Annotated in this window: 14 protein-coding genes; 9 read left to right on the forward strand and 5 right to left on the reverse strand. The window is 55.7% G+C overall.

Annotated elements, in window-relative coordinates:
- Window positions 1–7 precede the first annotated feature (7 nt).
- Genes ACR3FB_RS01215 through ACR3FB_RS01230 form a run of 4 tightly spaced genes read right to left on the reverse strand, consistent with a single transcriptional unit; the run spans window position 8 to window position 3,896 of the window.
- Entirely contained in the window at window positions 8–742 is a 735-nt protein-coding gene (locus tag ACR3FB_RS01215) for a proteasome-type protease (protein ID WP_425083687.1), read from the reverse strand.
- 11 nt (window positions 743–753) lie between these two features.
- Entirely contained in the window at window positions 754–1,551 is a 798-nt protein-coding gene (locus tag ACR3FB_RS01220) for a transglutaminase family protein (protein ID WP_480563474.1), read from the reverse strand.
- A 3-nt stretch (window positions 1,552–1,554) separates the two neighbouring features.
- Window positions 1,555–2,496: an alpha-E domain-containing protein gene (locus ACR3FB_RS01225; protein ID WP_480563476.1), complete on the reverse strand. Its 942-nt coding sequence runs from the start codon at window positions 2,494–2,496 to the stop codon at window positions 1,555–1,557.
- Between the two features lie 2 nt (window positions 2,497–2,498).
- Window positions 2,499–3,896, reverse strand: a complete 1,398-nt coding sequence (locus ACR3FB_RS01230; RefSeq protein ID WP_480563479.1) for a circularly permuted type 2 ATP-grasp protein — start codon at window positions 3,894–3,896, stop codon at window positions 2,499–2,501.
- A gap of 404 nt (window positions 3,897–4,300) precedes the next feature.
- On the opposite strand from ACR3FB_RS01230, the gene ACR3FB_RS01235 reads away from it, so the two are divergent.
- From ACR3FB_RS01235 to aspT, 9 genes are all read left to right on the forward strand, one after another.
- Window positions 4,301–5,539: a hydroxymethylglutaryl-CoA reductase gene (locus ACR3FB_RS01235; RefSeq protein WP_480563482.1), complete on the forward strand. Its 1,239-nt coding sequence runs from the start codon at window positions 4,301–4,303 to the stop codon at window positions 5,537–5,539.
- A complete protein-coding gene (locus tag ACR3FB_RS01240) occupies window positions 5,536–6,447 on the forward strand; it encodes a UbiA family prenyltransferase (protein ID WP_480563484.1) in 912 nt (303 codons plus the stop codon). The genes ACR3FB_RS01235 and ACR3FB_RS01240 overlap by 4 nt, the downstream gene beginning before the upstream one ends.
- Window positions 6,444–8,900, forward strand: a complete 2,457-nt coding sequence (locus ACR3FB_RS01245) for a PEP/pyruvate-binding domain-containing protein (RefSeq protein WP_480563486.1) — start codon at window positions 6,444–6,446, stop codon at window positions 8,898–8,900. The genes ACR3FB_RS01240 and ACR3FB_RS01245 overlap by 4 nt, the downstream gene beginning before the upstream one ends.
- Window positions 8,893–9,993, forward strand: coding sequence for a BtaA family protein (locus tag ACR3FB_RS01250; protein WP_480563488.1), 1,101 nt, complete (start codon window positions 8,893–8,895; stop codon window positions 9,991–9,993). The genes ACR3FB_RS01245 and ACR3FB_RS01250 overlap by 8 nt, the downstream gene beginning before the upstream one ends.
- Window positions 9,990–11,321 carry a hypothetical protein gene (locus ACR3FB_RS01255; protein ID WP_480563490.1) on the forward strand — a complete coding sequence of 444 codons (1,332 nt, stop codon included), beginning with the start codon at window positions 9,990–9,992 and terminating at the stop codon, window positions 11,319–11,321. The genes ACR3FB_RS01250 and ACR3FB_RS01255 overlap by 4 nt, the downstream gene beginning before the upstream one ends.
- Window positions 11,318–12,163 (forward strand): hypothetical protein, encoded by an 846-nt coding sequence (locus ACR3FB_RS01260; protein ID WP_480563492.1) that lies wholly within the window; start codon window positions 11,318–11,320, stop codon window positions 12,161–12,163. The genes ACR3FB_RS01255 and ACR3FB_RS01260 overlap by 4 nt, the downstream gene beginning before the upstream one ends.
- Window positions 12,156–13,586: an AMP-binding protein gene (locus ACR3FB_RS01265; RefSeq protein WP_480563494.1), complete on the forward strand. Its 1,431-nt coding sequence runs from the start codon at window positions 12,156–12,158 to the stop codon at window positions 13,584–13,586. Before ACR3FB_RS01260 ends, ACR3FB_RS01265 begins: the two co-directional genes overlap by 8 nt.
- Window positions 13,587–13,651: 65 nt before the next feature.
- Window positions 13,652–13,957 carry a transposase gene (locus ACR3FB_RS01270; protein ID WP_425083677.1) on the forward strand — a complete coding sequence of 102 codons (306 nt, stop codon included), beginning with the start codon at window positions 13,652–13,654 and terminating at the stop codon, window positions 13,955–13,957.
- A 515-nt stretch (window positions 13,958–14,472) separates the two neighbouring features.
- Window positions 14,473–16,173: an aspartate-alanine antiporter gene (gene aspT, locus ACR3FB_RS01275; protein WP_480563496.1), complete on the forward strand. Its 1,701-nt coding sequence runs from the start codon at window positions 14,473–14,475 to the stop codon at window positions 16,171–16,173.
- Between the two features lie 107 nt (window positions 16,174–16,280).
- Here the strand turns inward: aspT and ACR3FB_RS01280 are convergent, their stop codons facing one another.
- Window positions 16,281–17,912, reverse strand: coding sequence for a bifunctional aspartate transaminase/aspartate 4-decarboxylase (locus ACR3FB_RS01280; RefSeq protein ID WP_480563499.1), 1,632 nt, complete (start codon window positions 17,910–17,912; stop codon window positions 16,281–16,283).
- Window positions 17,913–18,247: the final 335 nt, after the last annotated feature.

Below are 18,247 nucleotides of genomic sequence, written 5' to 3' on the forward strand. Positions count from 1 at the left end.
TTCGCTCTCACATCGCCTTGTATTCTGGAAGTTTCGACAAGGCAGACTTCAAGGCGTCGCCCCAGCCTTCCGATATCGTTCGAAAGTACTGATCATCACTCTCAAACCTGGACCTCGTGCCAGCATCAAGGCTATCTTCATCGTAAAGCAGTAGATCCAATGGTGCCCCAACAGACAAGTTCGCCTTGATCGTGGAGTCGAAACTGACGAGCAAGAGTTTCACGGTCTCTGGAAAGCTCATTTCGGGATCGTAGGCACGCACCAGAATTGGGCGGCCGTATTTTGTCTCTCCGATCTGAAAGAATGGGGTGTCGTCGCCTGCCTCGATAAAGTTGCCTTCGGGGTAGATCAGGAACAATCGAGACGGCCCACCCTTAATCTGCCCACCCAGAATAAGTGTCGCGTGAAAGGCGCTGTCAGCTTGTTGCCCAGAGCGGGCGTGCTCTTCGATGACATCGTTCAGCGTAGCCGCGACCAGTTGCGCGACCTGAAACATTGTCGGCGCTTCCAGGATCGAGGGAGAACGATCTTCCGGGGCCTTAGTGCGCTCCTCAAGCAGGCTTACTGTGGCCTGAGTGGTCGCCAGATTGCCTGCGGTCAACAGAGTGATCGACCGCTCACCTTCCACCGTCCAGTTGAACATCTTGTTAAAAGTCGAAATATTGTCGACGCCAGCATTCGTGCGCGTATCGGACATGAACACCAGTCCGCGGTTCAGCCGCATGCCCACAGCATAGGTCATTAAGTTCTCCGTTACTGCTGTGCGACTTGCAACTGTACTGTCAATTGCTCGCCCGCTGTCCCAATTCTGTTCCCTATTACCGGCGCAGCTTGGGCATAGTCCAGACCGGTTGCGACGCGTACATAGCGGTGATCAGGCGAAATCCCGTTGGAAACGTCAAATCCAACCCATCCGAGCCCGTCCAAATGCACTTCGGCCCATGCATGGGTCGCGTCTTGCAGCTCCGTTTCGTTCATCATCAGGTAACCCGAAACATAGCGCGCAGGCAGTCCGATCTGTCGAGCGCAGGTAATGAAGATATGCGCATGATCCTGGCACACGCCGCACCCAGCTGCGAGGGCGTCTTCAGCGCTCCAGCCTGGGTGCGAACTTCCAACTTCGTAGCTGACCCGAGATCGAATAATTTCGGACAAGGCGTGCATCTGCTTAAGCGGTTCGCCTTCGGGCAGCGCACCGATCACATCAGCAACCCCTTTTCCTGGCGTTGTCTGAGGCGTGCTCCGATTGAAAAGCCATAGGGGTGTCGAGCCTTCGTGGCGTCCCAGGACACCATGTGTGTCTTCCACCGCCACAACGCCTTCGGATATCAAGGAAATGCTTTGGGTATTTGCTTCGAAACTGATCAATTCCACTGTGTTGCGATGGTAGTCTTCAAAGCTCAGCTCCTTGACCCCTCCGATGACTTCAGTGCTCCAGCTCTCGATGGTTTGATTTCGAAATGACTTTGGCGTTTTCCTAAGCTGCTGCAGTCCAAAGGGGACCGGCGCGTCGAAATCATATCGTGTCTCATGGCGAATGTGCAGTTTCATGGGCTACTCATAGAACCGGTAGTCAATCTCGATCTGACGACTTAAGTTGCCGAGATCTGTCAGGAAGTCCTGAATGTACTCATGAAGCCCCAATTCAAAGATATCGGATATCTTCTGGTCCAGATATTTCTCGTACAGGGTATTTGATGCGGCGCATGACGGCCCCGCAAAGCCATAGTCTTTCTTCAGGTAGGACAGGTTCTCTTGAATCTTTCTGCAACAAAAGTGAAGACTGCGGGGCATTCGCTCATCCAAGATCAAAAACTCGGCAATGTCAGACGGTCGGGTTTTCTGACCGTGGGTCATCCGATAACCGCCACCAGCACCGACGGAACGAAGGATGCTTTCCCACTGGATGTTGTCCAGTGACGAGCCGACTGAGAACGCTGTGGGCAATAGAACGTAGTACTTCACGTCCAAGATGCGCCCCGTGTTATCGGCCCGTTCAACAAAAGTGCCGATGCGGGTGAAATCGAAAATATCATTGCGCAACATGGTGCCCAAAGTGGCGCCGCGGACCAGTGCGGCCTGATGGCGAATAAGTTCCAGCATGGCCGGTAAATCGCGCTCATTCACACGGCGCTTCATCGCCTCGTCAATTTGCATCCAACTTGCGTTTACCGCACTCCAAACATCGTGAGTCAGTGCGGTTCGAACAAGGCGTGCGTTGTTCCTTGCCTGTTTGATGACCGACTTGATCGAGGATGGGTTATCGGCATCGCGTAACACCCAATCCACAGCGTTGTCTTTTGAAATGTCATCGTACTTGGCGTGGTATCCATCCAAAACGCCCGCCGTTTTCAGTACAGAGCCCCATTCTTCGGCGGAGTTCTTGGAACGGGTCAACGCCATCCTCTGACCTGTTTCAAGCAGCCTCGCCGTGTTTTCCGCCCGTTCGAGGTAACGGGACATCCAGAACAACCCGCCAGCAGTTTTTCCCAGCATGGTCAGTCCTCCAGAACCCAGGTGTCTTTGGTCCCGCCGCCCTGACTCGAGTTCACGACGAGCGACCCTTTCTTCAGCGCCACGCGTGTCAAACCGCCGGGCGTGATATTAACCCCATCTGGAGACACCAAAACAAAGGGGCGCAGATCAACGTGCCTGGGTGCGAGCCCCGAGCGCGCGAAAATTGGAACCGTTGAAAGCGACAGAGTCGGCTGAGCTATATAGTTCCCGGGTCTCTTCTTCAGCTTTTCACGGAAAGCTGAAATCTCTTTCTTGCTGGCCGTAGGGCCAATCAACATACCGTAACCGCCAGACCCATGTACTTCCTTGACCACGAGGTCGGAAAGGTTGTCCAGCACATAGGATAGGGACTCTGGATCGCTGCAACGCCAGGTGGGTACATTTTGAAGCAGGGGTTTTTCGCCCGTGTAGAATTCAACGATTTCAGGCATGTAGGAGTAGATTGCCTTGTCATCCGCGATACCTGTGCCCGGAGCGTTCGCAATAGTGATGCCCCCCGCGCGGTAGACATCCAGGATGCCAGGAACGCCCAGCGCGCTGTCGGGGTTGAAATTCAACGGATCTAAGAAATCGTCATCGACCCGTCGATACAGAACGTCGATAGGCTTGTAGCCCCGGGTAGTGCGCATACAAACGCGGCCATCGACAACCCTCAGATCGTGTCCTTCGACTAACTCCACTGCCATCTGATCCGCAAGAAACGCATGTTCATAATAGGCTGAGTTGTAGATACCGGGGGTCAAAACAGCGACCGTGGGTTCTCCTTCTGCACAAGCCGGAGCGCAGGCTGCTAGAGACCGTCTCAAATTTCGCGGGTAGTCGGAAACATTTCGTACATTTGTGGCGCTGAAGAGCTCGGGGAACATCTTCAGCATCGTTTCCCGGTTTTCCAGCATATAGCTGACACCGGATGGCGTGCGCGCGTTGTCCTCAAGCACAAAGAACTCATCTGGTCCGGTTCGCACCAGGTCAACACCGACGATATGCGTATAAACCTGACCGGGCGGCGAGACACCGAGCATCTGCGGCAGGAACGCTTCGTTTCCGGCGATCATCTCGGCCGGTACACGTCCGGCCCTTACGATTTCTTGGCGGTGATAGATATCGTGAAGAAAGGCATTGATTGCCCGCACCCTTTGTTCGATGCCGCGTTCCAGCCGCTGCCACTCTCGTGCGGAAATGACGCGCGGCACGATATCAAACGGTATCAACCGTTCCTCTGCTTCCGCTTTTCCGTAGACATTAAAGGTTATGCCCGTCAGCCTGAAGACTTCCTCAGCCTCGCGCTGCTTAGCTCTTAGCCGTGATACATCTTCCGCATCAAACCAACGACCGATCTCTTCGTATGGACCTCTGAGCGACCCATCGCTGTTGAACATTTCGTCAAAGTACTCACTCATGCGAGAAGTTTGACGATCAATTCGGGGTTTTCAAGTCATTCGGTCCTTTTTGGTAAGCACTTCTGGAAGAAACGCCTATTTTTCAAGCGAGTTGGTGCATCCACCAATTTGAACAACGCCGCTGGTTTTAAGTTCGAATTCATGCGGCTTCGTCGCACAAATCGAGGAGAAGGCTTGCTCCCCCTTTCCTCTGACAGACTTATCCTTCGGGCTCTTTGACGAATGCGAGACCCCTTTGAATCAAACACATGATCAGCGAACATTTGGCTGGATTTCGATCCCGCGACTGATACCTTGCCCTCGCATCGGTTTTTAGCTGCACAACATATGTACGAAAAGTCTATTGGAGCACACTTTTGGTCATTCCTTTTCACGTTCGGGAAATGCTTCAACGCATTAAAGCGCGATTTGACGCCGATCAGATACCCCAGCAGATGGCGCCAAGTGACGCGGAGTTTTCAACACTGCGCCCCTCCCGCAAGCCGACCAAAGAGATGGTCGAACGCTTTTGGGGCAAATTGAAACCCACAGCCAGCGCTGAGGATCAAGCACAGATTGCAGATCCGGCGACCATCGAAAACGCCGAAATCTACGGGGCCAATATCGAGAACTTCGTTGGGACAGTTAAGCTGCCTGTCGGAGTTATTGGCCCCTTGCGCTTAAACGGGATGAACGCAAACGGGGATTTTCACGTCCCCCTCGCCACCACCGAGGCCGCGCTGGTCGCGTCTTACGCCCGGGGCGCTTACGCCGCCACCCGTTCGGGCGGCGTCAGCACTGCCGTTCTTTACGAAGGTGTGCTCCGTACACCAGCCTTTGTATTTGAGAGCCTGCTAAAGGCTGGGCAATTCGTTGATTGGGTGGTGACAAATATCGATATGCTCAAATCTGCGGCTGAAGCGACGACCCGTCATGGCAAGCTTGTCTCACTGGAGCCGTTCATTGACACCAACGTCGTTTTCCTGATTTGCCGATATACCACAGGGGATGCGGCGGGTCAGAACATGGTTACCATCGCCACCGACGCTTTGTGCCATGCCATCGCAGATAGCTGCCCTGTCGCGATTGAAAACTGGTATGTCGAAGGTAATTTCTCGGGCGACAAAAAGGCCTCGGCTTTAGGGTTGGTGACGGGGCGCGGGCGGAAGGTCAGCGCTTCGGTCACGCTTCCTGCTGAGATTGTCGAGAAGACGCTGGGAACCACGGTCGAGGCGATGCTGGACTATGGCCGTGTCGCCAATTTGGGGGCGCATTTGTCGGGCCAATTCGGCGCGCAGGCACATTATGCCAACGGGCTGGCGGCGTTCTATATCGCAACCGGACAGGACGCGGCCTGCGTTGCCGAAAGCGCAATGGGCGTCACGCGCATGGAACCTAGAGGCGACGATCTGTTCTGCTCGGTGACACTTCCTAACATCCTTGTCGGCTCGGTCGGTGGCGGGACCGGTTTGCCCAGCCAGACAGCGGCGCTGAACATACTTGGCCTCAGAGGCAACGGAAATGGCACAGCTTTGGCCGAGGTGGCCGCAGCCACATGCCTCTGCGGTGAAATCTCCATTGTCGCCGCAATAGCTGCAGGCCATTTCACCCGCGCCCATGAAAGCCTGGCCCGCCACAGATGAGCATTCAGAACCGATTCTGGATTTACCAGTCCGAGCGTTTTCCGCTGAAGAAAACCATCCCTCTGCTGCTGGTGTTTTCCTCGGCCAGCATCTGCGTGTCCGCTCGTCTGGCCGACCGCCCCCTGCCCGAGTGGCCCGCCTTTGCCGCCGGTTTTGTGCTGGCCATGGCGTTGTTCTTCCAGATGCGGGTCTGCGATGAGTTCAAGGACGCCGAGGATGACCGGCGGTACAGGCCGGACAGGCCAATCCCACGCGGATTGGTCTCACCAGGCGAAATCCTGAGCCTGGGATTGTTGACGATCCTACTGGCGCTTGCTGCGGCATGGTTCTGGCACCCTCCCGTTTTGTGGCTGTTGGGTGCGGTCTGGATCTGGCTCGCAGCAATGACGGTTGAATTCGGCGTTCCGGTTTGGCTGAAGGCCCGACCGGTTCTTTACCTGCTCAGCCATATGGCCATCATGCCCTTGATTGATTTGTTACTGACCGGCCTCGAATGGTTGCCAGCAGGCGGGGCAGCGCCCTCGCTTTGGCTATTTCTGGCACTGTCCTTTGTGAATGGCTGCGTCCTTGAGATCGGGCGCAAGCTGTGGGCGCCGGAAAACGAAATCGCCGGGGTCGATACCTATTCCGGCCTTTGGGGGCCTCGTTTGGCGGGGCGTATCTGGATCGGCTGCGTCCTGGTTTCCTACGCTCTCCTTGTCGGCACAGGCAGCGCCACCGGAGTCGGCTGGCTAACCGCCCTGATCGGCGCGCTGGCACTTGTGCCCTGCGGAATTGCCGCCCTCCGCTACACTCAGACACCCACCGCAAAAGCCCAAAACAGGATGGACACAGTATCCGGCCTATGGGTGTTCTTCTGCTATGCTGCGGCTGGTTTTCTACCCTTCCTCATCGGAGCCGTTGCATGAGTTTCATCGTTTCCCAAACGGACGCCACCGATGTCTCGGTTGTCGGAGGGAAAGCGGCGGCCCTTTCGCATCTTGCGCTGCACGGGTTTTCCCCGCCCGCGTTCTTTGTCATCCTCAATGATGCATTTCGCATGGGGCAATCAGGACCCATCGCGCAAAAGGGCCTGAAATCGGCTGTGACCGCCGCGCTCGAAACACTCGGACCCGGACCTTACGCGGTGCGGAGCTCTGGCAGGTCCGAAGATGGTGTGGACCACAGTCATGCGGGACAGTTCGAAACGGTCCTGAACGTCCCCGGCAAAGATGTGATCGCAGCGGCCAAGCAGGTCTGGCGATCCGGTTTCTCAGCCACTATTGAGACTTACCGGGCGGTCAAATCCGGCGGCGAGGCCGAAGCCCCTGCGATCATCGTGCAATGCATGATTGATGCCAAAGCGGCCGGTGTCGCCTTTTCCGCCGACCCGGTCAGTGGTCGGCGCAATGTGGTCGTGATCTCGGCCATTGATGGGCTTGCAGAGCAGCTTGTATCAGGCGAAGCGGACGGAGAAGACTGGGTCATTGGTTTGGATGGCACACCAGAAAACACTCCGGACATGACCGCGCATTTGAACCTGCCCGAGGCTCAATCCATCGCGGCCCTCGCCCGAAGGGCCGAGGCGCTGTTCGGTTCCCCTCAGGACATTGAATGGGCCATGGATACCCAGGGGCTGCATATTCTGCAGGCCCGGCCGATCACCACGACTCTGCGCCCAGCGCCGCTTGCAGATCAGACCCTGACCATTTTCGACAATTCCAATATCGTCGAAAGCTATCCGGGGATCGTCAGCCCGCTGACTTATTCCTTTGCCCTGCATGTGTATTCTCAGGTTTATCGCGCTTTCGTCAGGCTTTTGGGCGTGTCTCGGTACACGGTTGCCCGGAATCCAACCGTGTTTGACAACTTGCTGGGCCGGGTGGACGGGCGCGCCTACTACAATCTGATCAACTGGTATCGCGCGCTGGCGCTTCTGCCCGGGTTTTCGTTGAACCGCGACTACATGGAAACGATGATGGGCGTTTCTGAACCGATGCCACGAGAAGTTACGGATGCTCTTGCCCCGCCGCCCACCACTGGCTGGCGCAAGCTTGTGGAGTACGCGAAACTGGCAAAAGTTGCGGGCGGTCTGATCTGGCAAGCCATCCGACTGCCACGGACCCGGCGTGATTTTTATCGCAGGTTGAACGACATCCTGCGGGCGGGGGTGGATGTAGATGCCTCGAATGCGACCAAACTGGCCGCCGAGTATCGTCGCATTGAAAGCACCCTGCTGGATCGGTGGGATGCGCCGCTGATAAACGATTTCCTGTGCATGATTGCCTTTGGCGGCTCGCGCAACCTACTGCAAAAGTGGCTGGGCGAGGACGGGTTGACCCTGCACAATGACATCATGATCGGGCAAGGCGATATCGTTTCAGCGGAACCCGCGCAACGCATTGCCCGGATGGGAGAACTGGTCCGGCAGGCAGGTCTTGCTGAGCCGATAAAAACCAATGCGCATCTGTCGGTTTTGTCCGGGCACCCCCAGATTGAAGCCGAGGTTGATGCCTATCTTGAGAAGTTCGGAGACCGGTGTACGGAGGAACTCAAACTGGAAAGCGTTCCGCTGCGCGACGACCCCACCAGCCTGCTGCTGGCGATTGCAGCCAGCGCCGAACGTCCCACGACTGGGCGTCAGGAAGGTACTGAGCCGGACTGGAAGGCGCTGTTTCCGTCAAACCCCTTCAAACGGCAATTGGCCAAATGGATTTTGAGCTGGACCAAGGCGCGCGTGCGCGACCGGGAAAACCTGCGCTTTGAGCGCACGCGTATCTTCGGCTATGCCCGGCGTGTGTTTTTAGGCATCGGCCGGGAATTCGCTGCCCGTGATCTGCTTTCATCACCAAAGGATGTATTCTTCCTGACAACTCAAGAAGTTCTCGGAGCGGTTGAGGGCTACAGCTTATCACCCGACCTGAAAGGCATCGTTGCGCGGCGCAAACGCGAGGATGACGCCTCCTCCCGACGCCCCGACCCGCCCGAGCGTATCGAAATCCGTGGTCCCGCTATCGCACCGATCTGGTCCAAAGATGTGGAAGCCGAGGCAGATACGGCACGCGTGAAGCACGGCACGGGTTGTTCCGCAGGACAGATCAAAGCGCGCGCGCGTGTGATCCGTGACCCGCGCACCGAAGCCCTGAACCCCGGAGACATTCTGGTCGCCCGCCACACCGACCCAGGCTGGATTGCTGTATTCTCGAACGCCTCCGCCATCGTCGTTGAACGAGGGTCGCTGTTGTCTCATTCAGCCATCGTCGCGCGCGAATTGGGCATCCCTTGCGTGGTTGGCCTGAAAGGCGCCACGAACTGGATCGTAGATGGCGAGATGATCCGTGTAGACGGCGCAAGCGGCGCAGTGGAGCGATGCGATGGATAGCAGTGAAATCGAGGCAAAAGCGGATTTCGATCATATCCGCTATGCCCAATTGTGGGAGGACGCAGATGTCCTCACCTCAGCCTTGGGTGAGTGCGCGGGCAAGACCTTGGTGTCCATCTGCTCAGCCGGGGACAATGCGCTTGCGATGCTGACACTCGATCCTGCGCGCGTCGTGGTTCTGGACCTGTCACCTGCGCAGATTGCGTGCCTCAAGCTTCGGATCGCGGCTTATCAGGTGCTGACCCATCCCGAATTCATCGAACTCACAGGTTCGCGCGCAAGTACGCGACGGGGTGCCCTGCTGAACCGGGTTTTAGAGGCCACCGATGCTGAGACGCGCGCCTTCTGGCAGACGCTAACCCCGGAGGTTGAAAGACATGGTATCGGCGGTGTCGGCAAGTTCGAGCGCTATTTTCGCATCTTTCGAACCTGGCTGCTGCCGCTCGTCCATTCTCGCCGCACCATTGACGCAGTGTTCGTCCCCCGCTCGCCCAGAGAGCGCCAGACATTTTTTGACACGCGGTTCAATACGGTGCGATGGCGGCTTTTGCTGAACCTCTTCTTCTCGCGTTTCGTCATGGGGCGCATGGGTCGGGACAGTGCGTTCTTCGACCATGTCGAGGGCAGCCCCGCCCAACATGTCGCCCGGCGCATCCGTCATGCGGGGGTCACCACTGATCCCTCGCAAAACCCCTATTTGCACTGGATTCTCAAAGGCAATCACGGCGACGCGCTGCCGATGGCCTGGCGGCCCGAGCACTATGAGGCAATCCGATCCCGGTTGGATCGTCTGGACATCCGCCTTGGATCGCTCGAGGCTTTTGTATCAACCGGTGAGAAAGCCAACGGTTTCAACCTGTCCGACATCTTTGAATACATGTCCCCCGAGACCTTCCCTCAGGTCTACGGCTCTATCCTGACTGCCGCTGAGCCAAACGCCCGATTGGTCTATTGGAACATGATGGCACCCCGTCGGGTTCCGACTAAATACTTAAAACGCGTCACAACCTTGACCGACATCGAAACACAGCAGAAAGCCCGCGACATGGCATTCTTCTATTCCGATTTCGTCGTCGAAGAGGTTCAGCCGTGACTGTTCTTGGGCAGATCCTGTTGGCGGCGGGGTCCGTGGTCGCCTTGATCGGCGTCATGATGGTCATACGGCATCTGGCCAAAACGGCGGGGTTGAGTGCCGAAGTACAGCGCAAACTTATGCATGTCAGTACCGGCCTCTTTGCACTGCTTTTACCTTGGCTCTTTCCTGATCGTTGGCCGGTTTACATGCTGATTGCAGCCACAATACTGGTGATGCTGGTACTCCGCCTTCCGCGCTTTTCATCGGGTCTGGGCGCGACTCTGCATGGGGTAGAGCGTACGTCCTACGGTGACTTTCTGCTCGCCTTGTCGGTCGGGCTTTGCTTCCTGTTGGCAGGGGAAAACACACTGTTCTACATCCTGCCAATCGCCGTTCTGACACTGGCGGATGCCGCCGCGGCGCTGGCCGGAACTACCTATGGAACCAAACGCTACGTGGTGGAGGATGGCGACAAGAGCTTGGAAGGCTCAGTCGTGTTTTTTGTCGTAACGCTGTTGGTCGCGATCATCTGCTTCTTGTTCATGTCGAGCCTCCCACCGTCCAACGTCATGATGTTGTGCCTCATGGTGGCGGGTTTTGGCACATTGGTCGAAGCGCAAAGTTGGCGCGGGTTTGATAACCTGTTCCTACCGCTTGGCTTGTTGATTTTTCTGAACGGCCACTACCACAGCTCTTTGGCAGAACTCGCCCTGTTGGCTGCTCTGTTCTTTGCTGCTCTTACCAGTTTCGGCGTGGTGGGAACCAAGCTGGGCCTGACCAAACATGCGACCCGTGTTTATGTTGTTGCGGTTTTTTTACTGCTGGCCGCCGCAAAATTGCAAAATACGGTGCTGCCGATCATAGTTCTTGCTGCGCATGGGTGGGCGCGCACCGCTTCTCCTTGTGACAGCAAGTTCCCCGATCTGGACATCATAGCCGCCTTGGGTCTTTTGGGATTTGGTTGGCTTGCAATGGGACATGCAACGGGATGGGATGCGATTTCCTTTTTTGGGCTAAGTGCGATGGGGCTGGCCATGGGGCATATTGCAGTCGCGCTGCGTTCCAGCCCAATCGCGATACCGCTTGCTGCTGCTGTTTTGTTCGCCGTACGGGCTTGGGTTGTTTCCCAGAATTCCGAACAGTCGAACTGGGCCGAGCCTCTGACGGCTTTGGCCCTGTTTTCACTCCTTTGCACAGCCGCAGTGCCGTTGGCCCGACCACAATGTTTCGAAAAAGACAGAGTGTTTAGGCTGACGTTGTTGGCCCTCGCCCTGCCCTTGTTTTACTACGTTTGGTTCCTTGCCGGATCACTTGGTGCAGGGGTCTTTGCCGGAGTTGGTTCATGACCAAAGAGACCATAAAAACAGCGGACGCAAAACTGACTGTCTACCTGAACGGCCCGAACTGGGAGGGCGCGCCGACCGCAACTTTCGGTGATTTTTCCTGCAAAACGACTGAGGCTGGTGACGAGATTCTGCGCGAGGGGATCGAGCGGGTGCAAGACGCGAGCCTCGACCGCATTATTGGGCCGATGTCGGGCGATACCTGGCACAGCTACCGGTTTGTCTCGGACAGCGACGGGTCCGCTCCTTTCCTGATGGAACCCAGCAACAAACCGCATGAGCCCGAGGCGTTCCGGTTAGCGGGGTTTGCAGAGATCAGTCGGTATTTCTCGGCCCGTGTAGCGCTGCAGGCCGCCGCTGCGACCGCACCGCCGGATAGCGGCAGCTTCGTGGTGGAGGCCTGGGACGGAACGGACCCCGAAGCCCTCTTTCGTCAGGTCTTTGAACTCTCAACCCGGGCGTTTTCAAACAACGCGTTCTACAAGCCGATATCTGAAGCGGATTTTCTGGCCATGTATTTGCCGGTGGTGCCGATGATGAAGCGCGACCTGATCCTATTTGCGCGCCGCAACGACGGAACACTGGCCGGGTTTTTGTTCGGCATTCCCAACTATGCCGAAGGCCCCAATCCGAAATCCGCCATCCTTAAGACCTACGCCAGTCTCGAACCGGGGGCAGGGCGGCATCTGGCCCACAGGTTTCACAAGACGGCATTCAGCATGGGGTACGACACGGCAATTCATGCGCTGATCCATGATGACAACACCTCGGCGGACCGCAGCGCCGCCGAAGGCGCAACGATCTTCCGGCGCTATACCCTGCTTGGGCGCAAGCTGAATGGCTGACCTGTTGTTCCATTTCGCCGCTGCGGTTGAACGGTTTCCGGACCGGACTGCCATCGTGGACGGCAAGGGGTGCCAGATCAGTTTTCAGGCCCTACACAAACGCGTTCAGCAATTGGCGGGTCGGTGGCAGGGCAAGGGCATCCAACCGGGGGATCGTGTGCTGTTGGCCATGCCGGTCAACGCGGACCTCTATGCCAGCCTGGCCGCCCTGTGGTCCCTTGGCGCCACCGTAGTCTTGCCGGAGCCAGCCATGGGGCTGGCCGGTCTGTGCCACGCCATTCGGACCACCAAACCAAAAGCATTCTGCGCGGCGGGCGCGTATTCCTTGCTGAAGTTTCTGGTTCCCAGCCTTTGGCCTCTTCCTGTCCTCACGCCCGGAGAAGGCCACATCACCCCGACAGTGCACAAGGTGCAACCTGATGATATCGCCCTGATCTCCTTTACCTCCGGCACAACAGGTCAGCCCAAAGCCATTCCCCGCTCGCACGCGTTTCTGATGGCACAGTACGATGCCATCGCACCCCTCCTCCACAGCGACAAGGCCGAGCGCGACCTGATTGCCTTTCCGGTGTTCACCCTGATCAATCTGGCGGCGGGGCGCACAAGTGTTTTACCCAATTGGAAGCTCAGCAAACTGGACCGCCTATCACCTACGCAGTTGGAACGGTGGATTCAGGCGCAGAAAGTAACCCGGGCCCTGATCCCGCCATCACTGTGCGAAAAGCTAGTTCGATCCGAGTATACGGGGCCGTTGCATACTGTGTTCACCGGCGGGGGCCCGGTGTTTCCAAACCTGGTGGAGACATTGAGAAGCCGGTACAGGCTGTCGGTTGTGTGCGTCTACGGTTCGACCGAGGCTGAACCGATCGCGCATCTCGATGCCACCGACATCTCGGAAGAGAATCACCGCGACATGGCTTCTGGGATGGGGCTGCTCGTCGGCGACCCAGTGCCTGAAATCACGCTCCGCATTCGCGACAACGAGATTCAGGTCGCCGGCGCACATGTGAATGAAGGGTATTTGGACCCGAGGCACTCACAACAAAACAAAATCAAGGAAGGTGACATTGTTTGGCACCGGACTGGTGACGCGGGCACACTGGATGATGACGGACGTTTGTGGCTTTGGGGGCGTATCGGATCCGAAATTGAAGTCGCTTCAGGTACGCTTTTCCCTTTTGCGATCGAAGTCGCTGCACAGCAATGGCCGGGCGTGGATCGATGCGCTTTTGTCACAACGAAAGTAGGCCCCACACTCTGCGTCCAAGGAACACAAAAGTACCTCGAGGATTGGAAGCGTTCTGCGCTTGGGTTTGGCGTTCCCAATGTGGTTTCGATTGAGTGCATCCCCATGGACAAGCGCCATGCCTCCAAAGTCGATCGCGCGAGACTTGAAACCCATATTTCCCATATGATGGAGTGATTTAGCTTCACCGTCCTTGCTTTTCGTCAAATATTGTAGCATGTTGAGCCGCTTTGGAGGCTGCGATGTGGGATCTGCATGTTGGAGCGGTTTTAGTGGGTGATTATCAGCTCGATTTTGATAACCGCGTTTGTCTTGAATTCCATGGCTCCAGAATCAGTTCCGATGGCGGTTTGTTTCTGTTTCTGGAGCTGGATAAGACTTTGGGTCTGCATGATTTGGCGGGGCAGATGTTGCGAGATACCCGAACCGACAAGAAAGGGTTTCATGTTTTTGTAGCTCTGTTTTGCCAGTCTACCTTCGGGCGTCTTGCGGGAAACCCTGATGTCGACGATGCAAACCTGCCGGCCCGTGATCCGGTGAAGCGCTAGATCGTTGGAGGGCGCGCGGTCGATGGCCTAGCGGCCTAAACTAGTCAATAGGCGCGTTTTGAGACGGGCATTCTTGCTTCGGCTCACGATTTGTCCGCCATAGCAGACCTCCTCGGCCTGAGGACTAAAGCAATGAACGATGTGCAACAGCCCAAGTGGATCTTACCGGATATGGACAGTTCCGAGAGCCCCGTTCATGGGGATCAGGAGTGGGCTGATTGGAACGGTCACTTTGGCTGCAAGTGCTGTTAGGTGAATATCTGAAAATGGTCGAAGAGAGCGTAGGAATCCATCGAAATGGCAAAGGCTCTTTCCTCAAAAGGCAAAGAATGAATCGCGTGACCTACATTTTAATTTTTTTGATCTCAAGTTAACCCGAACATTAAGAGAAACTGTTCCGATTGGTTTCATAGAGTCCGCACGAAGTCGGTTGTCTAAATATTTTTGTTTTCAATACAGTAAGGCGCTGTATCTTGAGGCTAACGGACCAGCGTTAGCACCCGGGAGATTTCACAATGGAATTGATTACAGAACAGCTTCGCGCCTTCCCGATCATGGCATTGTTTCTTTGTCTGGGTCTTGGATACGGCGTCGGAAAGTTTCGGGTCGGCAAGTTCGAATTGGGGGGCATCGCTGGCACTTTGTTGGTGGCCGTCTTCATTGGCCAGATCGGTGGGATCAACCTTAGTACCGATGTTCAGAATGTATTCTTTTCCCTCTTTATATTCATGGTCGGTTACAATGGGGGGCCTCAGTTTTTTGCGGCCTTGAACCGAACTGCGCTGACCAAGCTACTGGCCGCGTTTATGATGACCCTCTGGGGGTTGTTTTTTGTTATTGTTGTTGCTCGGCTGGCGGGCTTGGACAAAGGGCTGGCCGCGGGGTTGGCCGCTGGTGGCCTGACACAATCTGCAATCATTGGCACCGCTGGGAACGCCATCGATCTGCTTGGGCTCGCCGCTGATGAGGCGGAAAAACTGAAAACCAACATCGCCGTAGGATACTCGGTTACTTACATCTTCGGCTCAATAGGCCCGATATTGGCAGTTAGCATCATTCCCATCATCATGCGTGTCGATCTGCGGCAAGAAGCAATTAAGTTGGCTCAGAAACTCGGCGGCGGTGGTCCCAAACTAGAGGAAGGTGAGTTCCTTCCCATGAATCGGTTTGACGCCCGCGCCTATCAAGTAAATGCCGATGCAAGCATTGCCGGAAAGTCCGTCAAGGACATCGAAAGCGGCTATGATGGCGATCTGATCGTAGAACGATTGCTCCACAATGGCGCTCCTGTAGATCCGACCCCCGAAACGATAGTCAATGCCGGAGACACGGTGGTCGTCTCCGGCCTCGTCGCGACTTTGACCCAGTTCGAGGGGAGCGCCAGTGGCGAAATCGGAGAGTATCCCCCTGAACTGACTGTTGTGGAGGAACGTCGCAACGTCGTGGTCACCAACCGCAAACTGACCGGTAAAACCTTGGCAGAACTGCGCGAAGCTCTGACGGCAGATCAAAGGCGCGGTGTTCATATCTCAAAGATCACTCGCATGGGCCATGATGTCCCAGTCCTGCACAATACTGAGATCCACGCAGGTGACGAGATCAGTATTGTCGGTCACAAGGACGACTTGAACCGAGTTGCCAAAGTTGCGGGCTATGTACCGCCTTCGGCCTCGGTCACCAATTTCATTGCATTGGGGATCGGCGTGGCCATCGGCTATCTGATCGGAGAGATCAGTTTTGTCATCGCAGGAACGAAGGTGGCATTGGGGTCTGGCCTCGGTTGCCTGGTTACAGGATTGATCATCGGCTATTTGCGCATCCGTCAGCCCAAGATCGGCGGTATTAATCGTGGAGCTGCTAATTTCCTTCAGAGTTTCGGGTTGGCTGTGTTTGTTGGTGTCGTTGGCCTCAACGCAGGCAAACCTGCATTAGAGGCAATTCAGGAATATGGGATCATACTTCTGCTTTTGGGTGTTGTGGTTACATTGATGCCCATGATCGTGCAGTTCCCGATCAACTACTTCGCCCTGCGTATCAAGAACCCGGTTGAGGCCTGTGCGGTTGTGACCGGATCACGCTCGGGCAATCCCGGTTTTGCGACACTCTTGGAAAAAGCCGGGAACTCGACACCCACGCCCGCCTTCACCATGACCTATGCCGTGGCCAATATCTTCCTGACACTCTGGGGACCGTTTGTTGTGGCTTTTGTGCCGTAATTCAGGTCGGAAGCGGGCGCGACAACCGGGATCCTAGCTCGGAAGGTCGAGATCAGCATGTGTGTCAGTCATCATGCTGATCCGTTGCTCTACGCTGTTACTGGATCTTAACCGTGCAAAGGCAGTCCTTTCGAGGCACGATAGGCCTGCACGTAGCCAGTGGCCACTGCGCGCACCGCTCTTCCGATCTGGCGGTAAGCACTATCATCCAAATTGGCGAACGATACCCGCGCCGACCAGTTGGGCGCGTCAAAGCCCGATCCATTGAGCAGCACGATCCCGTGGTCCTGCGCCAGTTTGAAGGAAATATCCAGCGGGTGAACGTTCTCCTTTATCCACTCGACCACCTCTTCGCCCACGTATTTGCGAAGCCAGAACTCAAAGTCGATAATACCGTAGTATTTGTCGAACAGCGGGTTGTCGGGAACCTCTATACCCATCCCGTCGACCAACTCGTCAAAGCGATGTTTCAGAATACCCCAGCAGAATTTCTGATAGGCCTTCTCTTCGTCCATAAGCTCGACCAGTGAAAACAAGGTCATCATCACCTGTTGTGGCAGCGACAGACCCGCAGTGTGGTTCAGCGCAACATCGCGGCTGTCGGCGACGATCCGGTCGATGAACTTGAACGAGGATGGGTCAGGCGTCAGCGTTTCGTAGCGCGCGTTGACGACGGCTTTGGTTTCGTCCGGAGCATCCGCAATCATCTTGTCGAAGATGTTATTCTCAGCCACTAAAATCGCGCCTAAACGCCACCCTGTGCAACCAAAATACTTGGAGTAGGAATAAACCCCGATGGTGTTCTCAGGTAGATGCCCCAAGATCGATTGAAAGTTTGGAACGAAGGTCCCGTAAACATCGTCAGTCAAAATGATCAGGTCGGGGCGGCGGGTCTTTACGAACTCGACAAGCCGAGCTGAGACCTCGGGGCTGATAGCGACTGAAGACGGATTGCCCGGGTTAACCAGAAAGAGTGCTTTGACTTTCGGGTCCGACAGAATTTCGAAATCTTCGTCGTTCAGTTGGAAGTGGTCCTCTTCTTTCGAAGATACATCCACAGTGTTCAGCCCATAATCTTCAAGGACCGGCATCTCCAGATAGGGTGTGAAAATCGGTGTACCCAACGCAATCGTGTCACCGGCATTCAGCAATCTCTGGTTCTTGAGCGCTTTGAAGATATAACACATCGCTGCGGTTCCACCCTCGACCGCGTAGATATCGAACTTCGCATCCGGTCGGTGCCCAGCGCACATAGCCCACATAACGTATTCATGCACAATCGCTTCGTTGTGCTCCATGCAACGGTCGGGCATCGGGTAATGGTCACCGACAATGCCATCGGTCAACTCAAGCACGAAATCGTCTGGCGTAAATCCAAATTTCTCAATCGCAAAATCAACGACCGCCACCAAAGTCTCCGCACCAGGAGGGCCGTTTCCTTCAACCGATTTGGCGCAATACTTTTTTAGTCGGTCATAGCAGCCTGGCCCTTGCGGCATCCCAGCCAGACCGACCTCCGGCTCATTCCGATGGCGCTGAGCTTCTGTCATGGCGAACTGCCCCAAAAGGAAAAATGCCTCCCGTGCTTTGGTGGCGATCCAGTTTGGGTTCCCTCGACCGGCATTTAGGTATGGCAAAGCCATCTGCCGCGCTTCTTTTTGCGCCAACTTGATAAGTTCGTCTTTAATTTGGAAAGGACTTAGGTTTTCAAATTTATGCAGATTGAGCGATTCTGGCATGACTTCAAATCCTTGCGTTAAAACAGATGACGTAGCTCAGCGGATCGCATGCAAGGCAATGTGTCAATGAAAACAACGATGATTGAAGGGATGAACGCATAACCGAGGATTGCGTGTCGTCATTAGAAGACTTGGCTGTAACCTACTTGCAAGGCCGTCAGAGTGATAGAAATTGCGCTGAGGTTCTAGGCTGACATCCCATAAGAAATTGCAATGCCCGAAAAGGGAGCTCCCAAACATTTTGCGCGCGTATGATCAACTGTCGCTTTCGGAGGGGCTGACGAGATGCGCAAGGTAGCGTGCGACTCTACTGAAAGTCGCTTCACAAAACACCC

The sequence above is a fragment of the Ruegeria sp. AO1 genome (assembly GCF_056535985.1).